This is a genomic window from Pedobacter sp. KBS0701 (assembly GCF_005938645.2).
Taxonomy (GTDB): domain Bacteria; phylum Bacteroidota; class Bacteroidia; order Sphingobacteriales; family Sphingobacteriaceae; genus Pedobacter.
In genome coordinates this window covers 4,743,599-4,761,389 of record NZ_CP042171.1, presented here as the reverse complement: position 1 = coordinate 4,761,389, position 17,791 = coordinate 4,743,599, and the positions used below count along the sequence as shown (strand labels likewise).

Below are 17,791 nucleotides of genomic sequence, written 5' to 3'. Positions count from 1 at the left end.
AAAAAGCGTAATTCTATTTAACGTTTTTTTCCAAATAAGCAATCGCCTGGCCAACTGTACCGATGGTTTCAGCCTGATCATCAGGAATAGCTACATTGAATTCTTTTTCAAATTCCATAATCAATTCTACGGTATCTAAAGAATCTGCACCTAAATCGTTGGTGAATGAAGCCTCTGGCGTAACTTCGCTTTCGTCAACACCTAGTTTTTCTACGATAATAGCCTTAACTCTTGAAGCAATATCAGACATAATTTTATAATTTAATGGTTAAATAATTCTGTGCAAAGAAAAATAAATTCTTACAATTTTCAAATGTTTTTATTTCGATACGTAATTTTGGTACCTCAATAACACAGCGAATATAGAATTAGTTTTTTAATTTCGTTCTGTAAATAATTTATTTCGCTTTGAATAAGACTTACCTAAAACTTACCTTAGACCTTGATTTTATACTAATTGCGATCACAGCACCCCTAAAAGACTATGTGCTTTGCCACAAAATTAATACCCGGTTAAATACACAATTTGAAAAAATAGAAGACCACGAAATATTTTTTAATATCGACGAACCAGCCTGGTCTTTCTCTAAATATTACTTTTTTGTAGAGCAAGGTGAGGTAGAATACTACTTAATTTGCAATAAAAGTAGTGATGGTTTTCTAATTCCGGAGATGAGCAAAGTCGATTTTTTTATTATTATTAAAGAATTTATTGATAAGGAAGATTTGGATTATTTAATTAACGGATTGAATAAACTGCCTGATATACAGGTGGCTGCAAAGATAGATCCAACAAAATTAAAGAGTCGTGAGAATTTGGTAATATAAAAATTATATACATGGTGTATTAAATACACTATATTTGACGGTTACAAACAAAGAACAAAAAAACAAAATATATAAAATTTAATGCAGTTTGATTATTTTAGATAATAATTAGTGCTTTCTTAAACTGCATTGCTAAAATCAATTAATAAATGAAACCTTTTCATTCGAGAACTAAAATTGTCGCCACGCTTGGGCCTGCATCAGCAAAACCAGATGTATTATATAGTATGTTTAACGCAGGTTTAGATGTTTGCCGTCTAAATTTTTCACACGGATCACAAGCCGATCATCAGGCTGTTTTGGATACCATCCGCGATTTAAACAAAAAATACGAATATAATGTAGGTATCCTTGCCGATTTACAAGGCCCTAAAATCCGTATTGGTTTAGTAAAAGAAGGTGGTATTAACCTGATTAACGGAAAAACTACTGTAATTACAACTAACGAATGTATTGGTAATGAAGAACGTATTTACATCACTTACCAAAACTTTCCTCAGGATGTTCAGGCTGGAGAAATCATCCTTTTAGATGATGGAAAGCTGCAGATGAAAGTGATTTCTACGAATTTAAAAGATGAAGTAGTTTGTGAAATCGTTCACGGTGGAATTTTAACCTCAAGAAAAGGTGTTAACCTGCCAAATACCAAAGTTTCTATTCCTTCATTAACACCAGAAGATCGCGAAAACTTAGAATTTGTTTTAGAGAACGATGTAGAATGGATCGGTTTATCTTTCGTGCGTAAGGCAGAAGATATTATCGAACTTAAAAAAATTATTGCTGAACGTGGCAAAACTGCCCGTGTAATCGCCAAAATAGAAAAACCAGAGGCTATTGCCAACATAGACGAGATTATTGCCGTTACAGATGGTATTATGGTGGCCCGTGGCGATTTGGGTGTTGAATGTCCGATGGAAGAAGTTCCATTGTTACAAAAAATGATTGTTGCTAAATGTAGGGCAGCTTCTAAACCAGTAATTGTGGCTACCCAGATGTTAGAGAGTATGATCACTACACCTCGCCCAACACGCGCAGAGGTGAATGATGTAGCAAATTCTGTTCTGGATGGTGCTGACGCAGTGATGCTAAGCGGCGAAACTTCAGTTGGAGAATTCCCGCTGATCGTGATCGAAACCATGCAAAAAATTATTCAGAACATTGAGCAAAACAACTATCCTTTCAATCCTGATAAATTTTTAAAACCAAAATCTCCATCTTTCTTAAGCGATGCGATTTGCGATTCGGCTTGTTTCTTAGCGAAACAGACCAATGCAGTGGGTATTGTATCGATGACTTTAAGCGGTTATACTGCTTTCGAAATTTCGAGTCACCGTCCGGAGGCTTTAACCTTTATTTTTACCAGCAACAGGGCATTATTAAATGCAGTAAGTTTGCTTTGGGGCGTTAGAGGTTTCTACTACGATAAGTGGGAAAGCACCGATAATACCATCATTGAGGTAAATGAATTCTTAAAAAGCAAAAAATTGGTTAAACAAGGCGATATCGTAATTAATACCGCCGCTATCCCGATGGAAGCAAAAGGAAAAACCAATATGTTAAAAATTACAGTTATAGATTAATTATATAAAATTTATTGCAAGGCGCTTCATTTTAAATGAAGCGCCTTTTTTTATGCCCGCTCCTTTACATACCCGGCTAAGTGCTTATCCTTATCTACAGATATAAGAGGGAATTAAGTCGTACTTTAGTCGGATATGATTGTCATAAGTCCGACGAAACCCCGACTTAAGTCCGCCGAAAGTCCGTCAAAAGAGTAAAACTGTCTGCTTTGCGAACCATCCTTTCGACCGCAGTGGAGAAATCTTTGGAATGTGTTTTATACGATTTCAGCTCTACAAAAAACAAGCGATTAAAAGGGATATAACTTAACAAAAGAATAAATTCATCAGACTGAATTTATTGTCATTAATTTTTTGTGGAGATATAAATAAAAAAATTACTTTTGCAATCCGATACGGAGAGGTGTCAGAGTGGTCGATCGAGCACGCTTGGAAAGCGTGTGTACTGCAAGGTACCGCGGGTTCGAATCCCGCCCTCTCCGCTGAGCAGGGGAATTGAAAAATTCTCCCGCTTTTTTTCATATATAAGCAGCCCTTTCTCGCTCATTATCTGTGAGTTATGTGATGATAAATCTATCATTGTAGGTGTTCGATACATACCGTTTTGATAGTAGAGATTTCGCTCGAACACCACCCTTAAGAGCTCCTGTTTATCCAATGGCGACGCATTTTTATAGATAAATTCCAAGTCTGTAAGTTTTTCCACATTAGTCATCAGAATCTTATGAGTAGCATTATAGTCTCCACTCAACCTACCTATCATTCCTTCAATTATCCGCTTATTATTATTTATTGAGGAGTGCCATCTATCGTATGTCTCTTGTGAAATCTGATTTGTAATCCAATTTTCCGGGAATCCCATCATTTCCTCTACAAATAGTGGGTTCAGTTTGTGGGAAGTTTTCCCATCCCGGAATTCTATAGTTCCCGGCAGGCTCGACGGTTTCAGGACCAGGTTGCCCTCTGTGTCCTTTCGGTAATCCCTCGGATGCATCCCTTTCCAGTCCGAAGCTAGTGGCGTTGGAAGAAGTTGCATCAACCGCGCCAGCCCCACACTTCCCGACTTGCCATTCTGATTGATCTTTCTTGGAAGACCTTTGGTTGGTTTGAATCGGTCGTCTTGCCAATTATAGCTCCCACTGTCGCGTCGGACACTATTGGTGTGGGAAGAAGCATGCGTTGCACCATCTCTGCCAGGCTCATGCCGAAACCGTTGCCGTTCATCTTCATTGCTTTTAGCCTTTCCCTTCTCTCGTCTATCTTCTGGATATCCATTGCCCCCGTATCCATTGCGACCGGAGTAGGCAATAAACCAAACCCGCTCCCTACGGTGCGGAGCGCCGAGACCTGCAGCAGGAAGTACATACGGTTGAACCTGGTATCCTTCAGTCTCCAGCTCAGCCTGTACCTGCTCGAAGACCACTCCGCCATTCCAACTAATAATTCCGCGAACATTTTCGCCCACGATCCATTGTGGTCTGATCTCCCGTATTGCTCTAAGCATGTCGGGCCACAAGTGGCGCTCATCGGCGGTTCCTTGCCGTTTCCCGGCGACGCTGAACGGCTGGCAGGGAAATCCCCCGGTGAGGATGTCAATGCTACTCCTGTGCGGTCTGAAGTCTGTTTCTTTAATGTTGCCATAGCTCTTTGCTTTTGGGTAATAATAACTCAACACTTGTTTACAGAATGCACTGAGTTCACAGTGAAACACATTGTCCCATCCCATCCATCCTGCTGCCAGGTCAAAGCCGCCTATTCCACTGAATAAACTTCCATGCCTGAATTTTCTCTGTCCTTTCATTCTGGCCTCCTCGTTTAAGGGGCGGTTATCGGACCATCGGGTACGGTGGCAAAATTGGATATGGATGATTTACAATTATGATACTTTGGTAGTAGGTAATAAATTTAACCAGATAGAAATTGAACCAGCTCTCCATTAAGAGGATCGCAAAAGAATTCCGAAAAAGCTATTCCATTATTGATTGCGCTACGCAATGGTTTCGGTTGGAAAATTGGTTCGTGTAAAAAACTGATTGGTTGACATCCTGAAAAACAGGCGGTTGATGTAAAAAAAATTATTTCGACTAAAATTTTAGGTAAAATCGATCATCAGATTTTAACGAAACCTCTCTACAATGGAAAAGTGCGCTCTATTCTTCTTCGTATTTACATTAGCCTTTTTAAAAAATTCGATCGCGCAGAAACTGGCCTTCAGCTATGACGCATCTGGGAATCAGACCGAGCGGCGCTGGGTATGTATAAACTGTCCATCCGCGAGACAGATGGCAACAGCGAATAAAAACCTTATTACTCCCGGAAGCGAACTGGGAAGCGAGGGGCTAATTACTGAACGGGGTATAAAGGCCTACCCAAACCCACTTAAGGAAACGCTTAACGTTTCCTGGGGTGCCCCAGATAAAATCTTTCTCAAAAGCCTGGATGTATATAGTGTCGGCGGCAACAAGGTTTTTAGAATGTCATATAAGCCTGATGAACGCCAAACTGTTATTCCTTTTCAACAATTACCACCCGGTACTTATCTATTGGTCGGGCAGTATTCCGATTTGAAAACAGAAACGATAAAGTTGATTAAACACTAACCTCTCATTTTTCAAAAACATCGCTCCAATGAAAAATATTTCTATACTCTTGCTAATAGTTTTTGCCCTCAGCTTTCAGATCAGCCGAGCACAGGTTAAGACCAACTTACCGAAAAAAACTAACGACACAACTAAACGTATTATCATTCCCGGACAGGAATTAAAGTTTATTAAAGGCAGTATCCCTGTATTCAAGACCGACGCATCAGCTGGGAAAGGTGCCAATGCTACAAAAAATGTCTATTATCCTCCGGGCGACCCCGGTCACCCCGGCGATCCGGGAGACCCTACTGATCCAATAGACCCAAGAGATCCGGGAGACCCTGTTGGTCCTGTTATATTTTCTACAGCAGGTAGGATTGCAGGAAGCGTAGATGTATCCGCTACAGGTGGCGCAACTTATTCTATTCCCCTGACCCTGCCGCCAGGACTAGGCAATGCTGTGCCTAAGCTTGCATTGGTCTATAATAGTCAGGGAGGCAATGGGAGCCTTGGCTTGGGTTGGAGCCTATCAGGTTTATCTACTATTACACGTATACCTGCTACAATGTTCCACGACGGATTTATAGGAAATACATACTGGGATTCAAAAGACCGCTTTGCCCTGGATGGGCAAAGGTTAATGCTTAAGAGCGGGGTTTATGGCGCGGATGGTTCGGAATACCAGACCGAAAATTATTCTAATATCAGGATATTCTCCAGAGGGGAATCAGGAATTGGGCCAGATTATTTTGAAGTAATCCACCCTGATGGCTCAAAAGTTTACTATGGAGTTGGTGTTGCTTCTGAAACATCCTTGACCTATGCCATTACTTATTCTGAAAACCCACTTGGTGCGCGGATTAGCTACTATTATAACAATAGTAACAATAATCTATCTATTGCGCGGATAGAATATGGCAGTTTGGGTAACTCTGCTAGTCTAAACCAAATTGTTTTCAATTACATGTCGGCAACTAGGGGTGAACAAGCATATGCCGGGGGTGCTGAATCCTACAGTTCCAACTTGCTTAGTAATATTTCTGTTATTGCCAATGGCAGTGGCTTCCGAAATTACCAGTTAGACTACGGTACGGTATCTGACCTCAACTATCAGCGGATAACGGCAGTACAGGAAAAGAATGGGGACGGGACAACACCCCTTGCACCGGTTTCTTTTACCTATGGGGCTACCGGAAATATTATCCCTTCCAGTACCATTTCAAATTTTGGCATATCTGGAATTGATTTCAACAACTCGGAAATTGTAACAGCCGATTTTACCGGTAACGGTACAATGGATTTTCTGTGGTACAATAAAGCCGATAAAACCAAATTCTATGCTTTTTATGATATGGTTCCAAGTGGTTCAAATCTTCAGTGGGGCATGCCTGTCAATACCGGTGCTTTCAAAGAACTGATTCCGGCTACCTGGCTAAGTCATAATAATAAATTATTGCCACAACAGGGCTTGATCGTAGTTAAGGACAACGGACCGGGCGCTTACAAATTTGAGATGCTTTCCGCAGGCATTACATCTACTGTTTATTATCAATATGACAGGGTATGGGATACGGCCCCATACAGTCCGACATTCTATGCAGAATGTGATGGGATCACCTATCAGGGCACTCCGCTTGATATTAAGTTTGTTTCGGGGGATTTCAATGGAGATGGGCTCACTGATGTTATCGGGATAAACAATTCCTATGCGCTTCTAAATAAATTTTACGGTGCAGACCCCGTAACGGGGGTTAATTTCTGTGACTATTTATTCGGAGATGTTGGCTCCTCTGCTTACCTGATTAATATGGACCGGAGACTAACTTCCGGTTATGTGACAAATATAGGAGCACTCGCTGTCTCCTATCGTACAGGCCAACCTCTCTTAACCGCAGACTTTAATGGCGATGGAAAAACAGATATCCTTCAGCTCTCGGATGGTTATTTAGTGGTCTACTCAATGAATGACGCAGGAACACTAGAACTTTTGTGGCAAACTCCTGGTGCGCCTACGAGCAGTACTGATATTCCCTTAATTGGAGACTACAATGGGGACGGGAAAATGGACATCATGTTTTCGACAGGATATAATTCACAGTTTTCAACGTTTATATCCACAGGTTATTCGTTTTTAAAATATACCCAAAACCAACCTTTTTCGAACACTGCGGCTTATTGGTCACCGGGACCAGGGTCTGGCTATGAAGTATTACGTCAATACTATCTTGTTTCCAATGACGTGGACGGCGATGGAAAAACAGATATTATCAGAGGAGAGACCGTTTCGCAAAATGGAGTGAACGGCGGGACAATAAACCTCAATATTTATTATAACCTAGGCCCATCTTCCTCAGATCATACACCAACCTTTAGCTCATCCTATTCTATGAGCCAGTTTACAAATCTCAAGCATAACCCAATCCCGATATTCCTAAATCCAAACCGAAAGAACTTCAGGCCCGAATTTGGATTTATAAGTGATGCCACTATTTCGCTATTTAAATTTCAGAAAGATTTTAGGGATGAGGTGCAGATCACAGGTATTTATCAGGATGGAGTAACGCACTCGATCACCTATAACGAACTTAGCGGTGAACAGAGTACAACTGATATTGAACTCTACCAAGCGGGAAACAGCCAAACTTATCCCTATGCTGACTCGTATACGCTACCTGGAGTGAGCGTGGTCAGTAAGCTGGCAAGGAATTATAACGGGGAGCAAATTCAGCAAGTATTTGGTTATGGTAAAGCCGTAAGCCACATTGGCGGACTGGGGTTTATGGGCTTTGGCGAACTCACACGTAGTAATTGGCATGTAAACAGTAGTGACAATAACAGGATGTTTAATATCAGTATTTCTGATCCGCTTCTACGGGGTGCAGCAGTCAGAAGTTTCAGTGCAAAATCAACCTACATCAATTCGTCGATAAAAGATATGGCCCTGACACCAACAAACACTGCAGACGGGGCATCGCTGAACGACTATATCAGCAGGACAGACCAGGTTTACAGCACACAGCTTTTGCCGAATAAAGTCCTCGTAAACCTAGCTGTGGGAACAATTAGTAAAGATATGCTTGGTGGAACTTTCAGTACTCAAACTATGGAATATGATAATTTCTATAATGTTACTAAAAGCATAGGCAATTTTAACGGTGAGGGATCAAAAACAGCAGACATTACTTATGATAACAATCCGGCCGGTAATTACATCGGAAGGATATTGTCCAGCAAGGCTACCCTAACTAATGGGGCAGAGATTTTTACAACGGAAGACGAATATACTTATAGTGGTTTTTTGCCAAGCCGGGTAAAAAAGAAAGGAAACAACACAGGCTGGGTTATAGAGGATATGACCTATGACAGTTTTGGTAATGTGACCCAAAAAACGACGACGGCACCCGGTGGTGCCCAGCGGACTATTTCAATGCAGTATGACGGATCAGGAAGGTTTATGGTCAGTTCAACAGATATTAATGGGATGACCACTACTTGTACTTATAATAGTAGTACTGGAAATCTGCTTACTGCAACCAATCCTTTTGGGCAGACGACAACCAATGATTATGATACCTGGGGCAGGGTAATTTCAATCACCGACTATCTCGGCAAGGTGACAGCCACAACGTATGCAACCGCGCCGAACGGGGGTATTACAATTACGCAGATCAATGATGAGGGCGGCGTTGCTGGCACTGCCTTAAACGCGTTCGAGCAAAAAATAAGCAGCTATACTAAAACCGTACTGGGAGACAACCTGGCATCCGAAACGGAATATGATGTTTATGGTCGTCTTGCCCGTCAGAGCGAACAAGCTGCACAAGGTTCGGCTAGCCAGTGGAACGACACCGCATATGATGAATATGGAAGGGTAAAACAAACTACCAGTTTTACTGGCAAAGTGACCAATATCAGTTATGGTGGATTAAGCACTACAATGAACGATGGAATCAAAAGCATAACCTCTACCAAAAACGCAATGGGCCAGGTGGTGAGCTTACAAGATCCTGGAGGGACAATCAACTATACTTATTTTGCCAATGGCAATTTGAAAACCGCCGATTATAGCGGGATTGTACAGACCATGGAACAGGATGGCTGGGGACGAAAAACCAGGCTCACTGATCCATCTGCCGGGGTATACGAATACCAGTATGATGAGTGGGGGCAGGTGATCAAAGAAATAACACCCAAAGGGACCACAGAAATGACCTATGATGGTGCGGGTAATCTGACGCAGAAAAAAATCACTGGTGATGAAACCAATATCCAACAAGACTATACATATGATGGTACAACCAAGTTGCTGAGAGCTATGGCGCTGACCAATGCCGATGGCAATAATGCGACTTATACCTACAATTATGACGGAGACAAAAGGATAAGTAGCACAGTTGAAGATAATCTGCACGCCCGCTTCGTCAAAGGATATACTTATGACAGCTTTGGCCGGATTAGCACGGAAAGTTACGAGGCAAAAAACAAAGCCAATAATATCGTAGCCGCCAAAAGTATAGAATTGCAATACCAGAACGGCTGGCTTGTGCAAACAACTTTACAGGGCACCGGGCAGATACTTTGGAAGGTGGATCTGCTAGATGGCAGGGGGAATTTAACACAAGCTATGCAAGGGACGGCATTAAAAAAAACCATTCAGTACGATGCCTATGGATTGCCACAGCAGAACCTGTTAGAAAACGTGTCTGGTACACCCGTAACCCTGATGAGCCTCGGTTATAGTTATGATGCGCAGCGGGGTTTATTAAACAGTAGGAGCAACAGCGCCTTTAACTGGAGCGAAAGCTTCAGCTATGATAACCAGGATCGGCTCACTGCATTTAATGATAACGTGGGCAATAACAGCCAAGTATACGACAATCGCGGAAGGATAACCGACAATAGCCAGTTAGGAACTTACACTTATGATGGCAATACTTACCGCCAAAGTGAGCTTATACTAAATACTGGTGCCAATCCTTATTATCAAACTGACCATCCACTTCAACAGATCAGCTATAATGCTTTTAAAAGTCCCGTGGAGATTATAGAGCAAGGTAAGGAGCGTGTCAGCTTTCAGTATAATGCGTTACTTGGCCGGGCGCACATGTATTATGGCGATGAACAGGTCGATAAAATGTTGCGTAGGTACAGGCGGCATTATAGCGAAGATGGTGTCATGGAAATTACTAACGATATACAGTCGGGAAAAACCAGTTTTGTTTTTTATCTGGGTGGCGATGCATACAATGCCCCGGCTATTTGGAAAGAAGAATACTCGTCGGGAAGCGTGCAGACTGCTAACTTATATTACCTGCACCGTGACCATTTGGGAAGCATTGTAATGATCACTAACGACCAGGGAGCAGTGGTCGAGAAGCGTCAATTTGATGCGTGGGGCAATATTGTGAAAATACAGGACGGGCTTGGGAATGATCTTGCTGCATTTCTAGTATTGGACAGGGGCTATACCGGCCACGAACACTTATTAGGGGTAGGGTTGATCCATATGAATGGACGTTTGTATGACCCTAGACTACACCGTTTCTTATCTCCTGATAATTTTGTACAAGATCTTTACAATACTCAAAATTATAACAGGTATGGTTACGCAATGAACAACCCACTAATGTTTACCGACCCAAGTGGGGAGTTTATCTGGGCATTTGTTGCGGTTGGGGCTCTCATAGGAGCATTAACCGGTGGAATAAGTTATGTGGCGTCGGCAATAAGGACAGACAGCTGGAACTGGGGCTCGCTAGGAATGTCTATGTTGTCGGGGGCCGTTATCGGGGGAATTACGGGAGGGGTCAATCCCTCCGCATTAATAAGTAATTCATTAACGACAACTTTTGCGACAGCCTTCGTTGGCGGTTTTATGCCATCTGCAAACTTTTCGCTCGGAGATTTTAATTTCAGTATTTCTCCATCAATAGTTTTTGGCAAGTCGTTCGGTATGGGTGCAAATTTAAGCGTCGGATACTCAACAGGGAAATGGAATTTTGCCGCCGGATTCGGGTTCATGGCTTATAGTAACTATCAAGGCTTTGGGAAAGGAGGTGCTGAAATCCGCGCTTCTCTTATGGGTGGTTATGATAACGGAACAAATGGATTTAACTTAGGCACTAATCAATGGTGGGGAACGGGCGAAATGAGCGAATTTAAACAAAGGACCGGCTTGATCGATTTTCATTTTGGAGATTTCAAGGTGTCCTATGAAAATGACGGCGGAAAACCGATTGCTCAGATGCGTTTAGGTGACAGAAATGATAGTTATAGAACAGCGGCATTAAGCTTGTCTTACAAAAAAATCGGTGTAGCTTTTAGTCTTTTTACAGGTAATAGAAGTTTGGAAAACCAAAGAACTGAGAAATTTGCTGAAAGAGCATCAGAAGATCAATTTGGTGTATACCACAGAAATACATACGTAAACGAGACGGGCACCCGTTACAGGCTCGGCGCTTTAACTGTTTCATACGGAAATTATAGGGCCGGTGTAGATAGCGAACACGTACGTCATGCAATCCAAAATAGTGTCATCCACCGATTTATTCACGATACTGAATTTACTAACCAGTCATGGAACTGGAATGGCTTTTCTCAATATAAGACACGTAATAGCTTTACATCATGGTAAGAAAAATTGTGGCTATGGCCGTGGCAGTCCTTTTATCAGGATGCCAGGTTCGAACAGAATATGGCAAGATAAGAAATACAAATGCACCGAAGGGAGGGGAAGTGGATACAAAGGTCTTTAGCATTATAGATACCGCAAAGATATATGAGCAGGTTGGCGCGATTGATACTGCCCATAACGAAACATTACAGAACGTTAAGCAAGAATTTGTCAAATTTTATAGTAATGGGAAAATAGCCACATTCTCCAATTACGACCCTAATGATGTCTCTTCTCTTAATCCAAGGAAAGCAGATATGGGATTTTACGAGTATAAAGATCAAAATTTAAAAGTAAGATTCTTTTTTAAACATCCTCAAGGAGGTGGCTGGGTTAAGGGTGTGTACAAAAAAACCGTTAACGATGATTTCTATATGACTTCTGGGAGCCTCTTAATACGTTATAAAATCCGTAATCTACCCCGTAAGTTTTTAATATATAAGCCTGATTGGTAATTAAATGTTCACTGAGAATGAGTCCATGACGACTTCCTCCGATGACCATTCATTCAATGAGATTGGGATCGGCGATATGAAAGGAAACGTATTTGTTGACAGCAGGCAGTCAGTAATGCCGCCGGACAATTTCCAGCTTAAGGTAATAAAAAATAAAAAAGGTGAATCAGATATTATAGTCACTAATTGTGATCCAATGAGTACGGCTGATGCACAAAACAATCATAAGCTTTAAAGCGACTGTTGTTTGAGTTTTGAATCGGAACAATAATTTTAAAGCAGCGAAGGAAGCTTTTTCTAAATTTCAGAAAGGCTCAGGTGCATTGATTTTCTAAATAAGAATAGTGTAGTGGATTAACCCGGAATTTATCCCAGCTGTAAAATTATAGGAATGGATACGGTATTTATGTTTTAAGTTGCCATGAATAGACTTGTTTTTACTTTTCTGATCTTTATGAAAAATGGGAGAAATATTTTTTTATGTTTTTTTTTGCTTGTCCTTATGGACTGGAATACTGTTTGTGCCCAGTCTGTGGAGAAGATTACGATAGACGGTAGCCGCGCCAGCAATATTCTAACCTCTGTGCCATTCCTATTGATCACTCCGCAGGCAAGAAGCGGCGGCATGGGCAATGCGGGAGTCGCCGTCGAAGCAGACGCAAATGCTCCTTCCTTAAATATGGCATCAATGGCGTACCTAAAAGACGGCAGCTACGGATTTTCTGTTACCTATAGCCCATGGCTAAAAAACCTGACACAAGGGATGAGCCTTTCCTATTTGAGTGGTTATTACAGAATCGATGAAAGAAATACGATAGCGGCTTCACTGAGATACTTTTCTATCGGCGACGTAAAATTTATTGACAATAACCAACAGGATCTGGGGATATTTAATCCAAATGAATTTGCTGCTGATTTAAGCTACGCACGGAGTTTCGGACCAGATTTTTCGCTTGGAGGAAGTTTGCGGTTTATCTATAGCAATCTCTATAGTGCGCAATTTAATTCCGAAGGTCAGAGCGGAACTGGGAAAGCCGTCGCGGTAGACGTTTCCGGGCTTTACAAAAAAGATGGTTATTTTCTGGGTGGTCCTGTAATCTGGTCTGCCGGCTTGAATATATCGAATATCGGCACCAAAATTTCGTATAACATTGGGGACAATCCATATTTTCTCCCAGCTAATTTAAAAATTGGGACAGCCGCTACGTTGGTGGGAGAGGAAAGCAAATTGATCATAGCGCTGGACCTGAATAAATTGCTTGTTCCCACCCAACCTGTTTATGATGCGGATGGTAACATTGTAAATGGGAGCTATCCTGACCGATCGGTACCGTCTGGTATCTTCGGCTCTTTTGCTGACGCTCCAGGAGGACTGAGAGAAGAGTTGCAAGAGGTGGGGATTTCCACAGGACTAGAGTTCTCGTTCAAGGAAAGGTTTGCTGTACGAGCAGGCTATAATTATCAGAATCCAAATAAAGGGAACAACAATTACCTTACCCTTGGGGCAGGCTTGAAGTATAATGTCCTATCTATTGATTTCTCCTATCTTGCCGGTTCTATAAATAGCAATCCCCTTGCAAATACGCTTCGGTTTGGACTGCAGTTCTCTTTTGATAAAAGAAGAGCGACCAAATATTCAAAAGTAAATTAAGTCGCCAAACCGATTTTTAAAATTACTTCTCAGCAATTCAATCTTGATAAGTTCATTTAAAAACTATTCTGATAAATTAGTCTAAATCAGAAAGTAAAATTATAGAAGCTTTCAGGATACTTATGCATCCATCAAAAGCATTATGCTTTTTTTGTCAACCGATTTTAGTAAACAACTTATCAAAAAATGGATTATGACGATTTATAGAAAAATCAAGCAATTTTCTAAATGTCATTACTTCTATATGAAGATTGGTTGCCGGTTCGATTTTATAATAAGTGCCAAATGGCGTCTTCTGCCAACCTTTATTCTCGTTATATTTAACAATAAAGAACTGCAAGAAGAGGTTACTGACCTTTTAGATATAATTCCTGCTGACACAATAACTCTTTTTAGTAATCGTCTGAGGACTTGCTGGAGCGACTATAATGAGGCTCTCGCATCTGAAAAAGCCTTTTCGCAGCAGGAAATTGATCGCGCTACGAACGCATTAATGCGGTGTATTTGCCGGGAGCTGAATCGAGTTTACAGACTAAATGGAAATGTCCTGCCAAATGAACAATGGAAGCAGTGGTGGGATACTTACAGTTGCCAAACCAATTCGACGTCATAATTTATCATGTTATCACAGATTAAATAGATTTATAGTAAGCTAAGAGTTCGATAGAATCCCGCTCACTATTTTTTCGTAGAAAAAATTAAATTTTCGGACCTCTATTTTTCCTTTTTTTTAAAGGTGGATTCTTTAGGTTTTTTTGCATAGCAAATTGAGTCTCTTTTTTAATTACCTCATTTTCAATTACTTTTTTTATATTTTGATCGTTTAATAATAATAAAAGAGGCACTAGGGGTTCGATTGTAGCCCGTTCAGCCCGACAGCAAAAACAAAGCCCGATGATAGTCGGGTTTTTTGTTTTCCGGATTTTTCACTAAGGCACTGTCTTAAATGAAAGAGGCACTACAAATAAGTTGAGTCTTTTTTGGTCAAAACACTACTCTAAAACGACTTTTTGTAACCCATTCGTTGTAAGGATAACGCAGATCCCGCAAGCATTATTGCGTTTTGAAAAATATAGGTTAAAAAGGTTGTTTCCGCATTTTATAGCTTATATTTTTGGCTTTTTACTTCCTTTTAAATTGAGTTTAAAGTATTGATAAACAAGGTTTAATTGTTTTTTAAATACGAAGGAAGAACAAAACTCTACCAGATAAGAACAATAAAATAAATGAGTACATACGCGATTGGTTTTCAGGAAATCGACAGGTCTGATATTTCAGGCGTAGGGAGTAAGGGTGCAAATCTTGGCGAACTATCAAGAATTGAAGGGATACAAGTACCCGATGGCTTTTGTATAACAACCAAAGCTTATAAAAAAATAACAGCAAACAATGAGCAGCTTACTGATTTATTGGATGAATTGAGTCAGTTTAAAACAGTAGATCTGGAGTCGGTTGGTATAACGAGTGCAGAAATACGTAAACTTATCGAAAATGTATGCATTCCTGATGATGTAACGGAAGAGATTGAAAGTTATCTTATTAATTTTAACGAACAGGAGGCTTTTGCTATCAGATCGAGTTCGACCGCAGAAGACTTACCAATGGCATCTTCTGCAGGGCAACTGGATACTTATTTGAATATCATCGGTAAAACAAACGTCCTTAAGCATATCAGCAAATGCTGGGCATCGTTATTTACGGATAGAGCTGTAATTTACCGCATTCAGAATGGGTTTGATCACCGAAAAGTTCAATTGTCTGTCGTTGTGCAGAAAATGGTTTTTCCGCAGGCAGCAGGAATTTTATTTACAGCAGATCCTGTTTCTGGAAATCGGAAAATATTATCTATTGATGCCAGTTTTGGGCTGGGTGAGACACTGGTTTCAGGCCTGGTTAATGCTGATCATTATCAGGTTTGCAATGGCAGGATTATCCATAAAAAAATATCAGCCAAGAAACTGGCCATTTATGCTTTAAAAGATGGAGGTACTGAATCTCAGGCGCTTTCGGCAGAAGTGCAAAATAAGCAAGTGCTAACAGACGAACAGATTTTACAGCTGGAGCAATTGGGCCGAAAAATCGAAGAACATTTCGGCCAGCCACAGGATATCGAATGGTGTTTGTTCAACGATACATTTTATATGGTACAGAGCAGGCCAATTACCACATTATATCCCATCCCTGAAACAAATGATGCTGAAAATCGTGTGTTTATATCTGTGGGGCATCAGCAAATGATGACAGATGCCATGAAACCATTAGGACTATCATTATGGCAATTAAGAGCGGCCAGACCTATGTTTGGTGCTGGCGGAAGGTTGTTTGTTGATGTAACGGATAATTTGGCTACACCAGTTGGTAGAGAAAGTTTATTAGATGCGATGAGCCAACATGATCCGCTCATAAAAGATGCATTGATCAACATTACAGAACGGGGTGATTTCATAAAACCGTTACCAGATGATGGAAACGGCCCGGTGCTGGTTAAAAGCACTAAGGGCTTGTCGGCTGCAGCTATTTTGGCACAAATAGGAAACGACCCCACTATTGTTGCTGACCTGATTAAACATAATCAGACATCAGTAGAGACACTAAAGCGAAATATCCAAACGAAATCAGGACCAGCGTTATTTGATTTTATTCTGGAAGATATTGAGCAGTCAAAGAAGATGATATTTGATTCGCAACATATGGGGGTGATTATAGCCGCGATGAATGCTTCATCATGGCTCAATGAAAAGATGGAAGAATGGCTGGGTGAAAAAAATCCCGCAGACATACTGTCTCAGTCGGCACCAAACAATATCACTTCAGAAATGGGCCTGGCACTATTGGATGTTGCAGATATAATTCGCCCTTATCCCGAGGTAATTGATTACTTACAAGAGGCAAAGGAGGATGATTTTTTAGATAAACTGATTCAGTTCGATGGCGGAGAGGAAGCTCAGGAAGCTATTTATGCTTATCTCGGAAAATATGGAATGCGGTGCGCCGGAGAGATTGATATTACAAATACACGTTGGAGCGAAAAACCATTAATACTCATTCCCTTGATCCTTAGTAATATCAAAAATTTTGAGCCCAATGCCAGCAAACGGAAATTTGAGCAGGGGCAACAGGAAGCTTTAAAAAAGGAGAATGAATTATTGGATAAATTGGCGTTATTGCGGGAGGGCGAACAAAAAGTAAGGGAAACAAAACAAATGATTAGCCTGCTCCGGAATTTTGCTGGTTATCGCGAGTATCCAAAATACGGAATCGTTAACCGTTTCTTCATTTATAAACAGGCCTTAATGAAAGAAGGCGAACAGCTCTTAAAAGCCGAAGTAATTAATGAGAGAGAAGATATTTATTATCTCACCTTTCATGAATTACATGAAGCGGTAAGCGCCAATAAATTAGATATTCAACTTGTAAATAAAAGAAAAGAAGTATTTAAACGGGACGAAAAATTAATTCCACCCAGGGTAATTACATCCAATGGAGAAATTATAAGGGGTAAATACAAACGCGAAAACCTTCCTGACGAAGCCATTATAGGTTTAGCTGTTTCCTCCGGCGTGATTGAAGGGCGGGCTCGGGTCATCTTAAACATGAAAGATGCGAATCTGGAGGACGGAGATATACTCGTTACCCCATTTACCGATCCTAGTTGGACGCCATTGTTCGTTTCTATAAAGGGCCTGATTACCGAGGTTGGTGGATTAATGACGCATGGGGCTGTAATTGCAAGAGAATATGGCTTGCCAGCAGTAGTGGGGGTGGAAAACGCGACTAAACTGATCAAAGACGGACAACGTATCAGAGTGAATGGAACAGATGGTTATGTAGAGATACTGGAAAGTTGGTAAACGATAAGATTTAGTCCGAAGTTCGATGTCGAAAGTTAATGCGTGAAGATAGATGACTGGCTTTGCGTGCCTTTCGCCTTCTCTCTGCGCTCTTATGGTTAAAAATAAGCCAATCATTTTGTATCACGATTAATACCAATCATTTGCCAAAACAGTATTATTTTTATCGCA

The 17,791-nt window shown here is 40.9% G+C and carries 8 protein-coding genes, 1 tRNA gene and 1 pseudogene; 8 read left to right on the top strand and 2 right to left on the bottom strand.

Annotated elements, in window-relative coordinates:
• Positions 1 to 13: 13 nt before the first annotated feature.
• Positions 14 to 250: an acyl carrier protein gene (locus FFJ24_RS19185; RefSeq protein ID WP_008508386.1), complete on the bottom strand. Its 237-nt coding sequence runs from the start codon at positions 248 to 250 to the stop codon at positions 14 to 16.
• A gap of 158 nt (positions 251 to 408) precedes the next feature.
• Here FFJ24_RS19185 and FFJ24_RS19180 point away from each other — a divergent pair, with 158 nt between their 5' ends.
• The 3 genes from FFJ24_RS19180 (at position 409) to FFJ24_RS19170 (ending at position 2,890) form a co-directional block, all read left to right on the top strand.
• On the top strand, positions 409 to 828 hold the full coding sequence (locus FFJ24_RS19180) for an IPExxxVDY family protein (protein ID WP_138818787.1): 420 nt from the start codon (positions 409 to 411) through the stop codon (positions 826 to 828).
• Between the two features lie 149 nt (positions 829 to 977).
• The gene (gene pyk / locus FFJ24_RS19175) at positions 978 to 2,408 is read left to right on the top strand and encodes a pyruvate kinase (RefSeq protein WP_138818786.1); all 1,431 of its coding nucleotides are present in this window, start codon (positions 978 to 980) and stop codon (positions 2,406 to 2,408) included.
• Between the two features lie 397 nt (positions 2,409 to 2,805).
• Positions 2,806 to 2,890, top strand: a tRNA-Ser gene (locus FFJ24_RS19170).
• Between the two features lie 380 nt (positions 2,891 to 3,270).
• Here the strand turns inward: FFJ24_RS19170 and FFJ24_RS26805 are convergent.
• A pseudogene (locus FFJ24_RS26805) lies at positions 3,271 to 4,134 on the bottom strand (DNA cytosine methyltransferase); the annotation flags it as partial.
• 556 nt (positions 4,135 to 4,690) lie between these two features.
• Between FFJ24_RS26805 and FFJ24_RS19160 the strand changes: the two are divergent.
• The 5 genes from FFJ24_RS19160 (at position 4,691) to ppsA (ending at position 17,620) form a co-directional block, all read left to right on the top strand.
• Complete coding sequence (locus tag FFJ24_RS19160; RefSeq protein WP_210419396.1) at positions 4,691 to 5,008, top strand: T9SS type A sorting domain-containing protein; 318 nt, start codon at positions 4,691 to 4,693, stop codon at positions 5,006 to 5,008.
• Between the two features lie 28 nt (positions 5,009 to 5,036).
• Positions 5,037 to 11,624 carry a polymorphic toxin type 23 domain-containing protein gene (locus FFJ24_RS19155; RefSeq protein ID WP_138818783.1) on the top strand — a complete coding sequence of 2,196 codons (6,588 nt, stop codon included), beginning with the start codon at positions 5,037 to 5,039 and terminating at the stop codon, positions 11,622 to 11,624.
• A complete protein-coding gene (locus FFJ24_RS19150; RefSeq protein WP_138818782.1) occupies positions 11,618 to 12,118 on the top strand; it encodes a hypothetical protein in 501 nt (166 codons plus the stop codon). The genes FFJ24_RS19155 and FFJ24_RS19150 overlap by 7 nt, the downstream gene beginning before the upstream one ends.
• 454 nt (positions 12,119 to 12,572) lie before the next feature.
• A complete protein-coding gene (gene porV, locus FFJ24_RS19145; RefSeq protein WP_138818781.1) occupies positions 12,573 to 13,769 on the top strand; it encodes a type IX secretion system outer membrane channel protein PorV in 1,197 nt (398 codons plus the stop codon).
• A gap of 1,226 nt (positions 13,770 to 14,995) precedes the next feature.
• On the top strand, positions 14,996 to 17,620 hold the full coding sequence (ppsA, locus tag FFJ24_RS19140) for a phosphoenolpyruvate synthase (protein ID WP_138818780.1): 2,625 nt from the start codon (positions 14,996 to 14,998) through the stop codon (positions 17,618 to 17,620).
• The last annotated feature ends 171 nt before the right edge of the window (positions 17,621 to 17,791 follow it).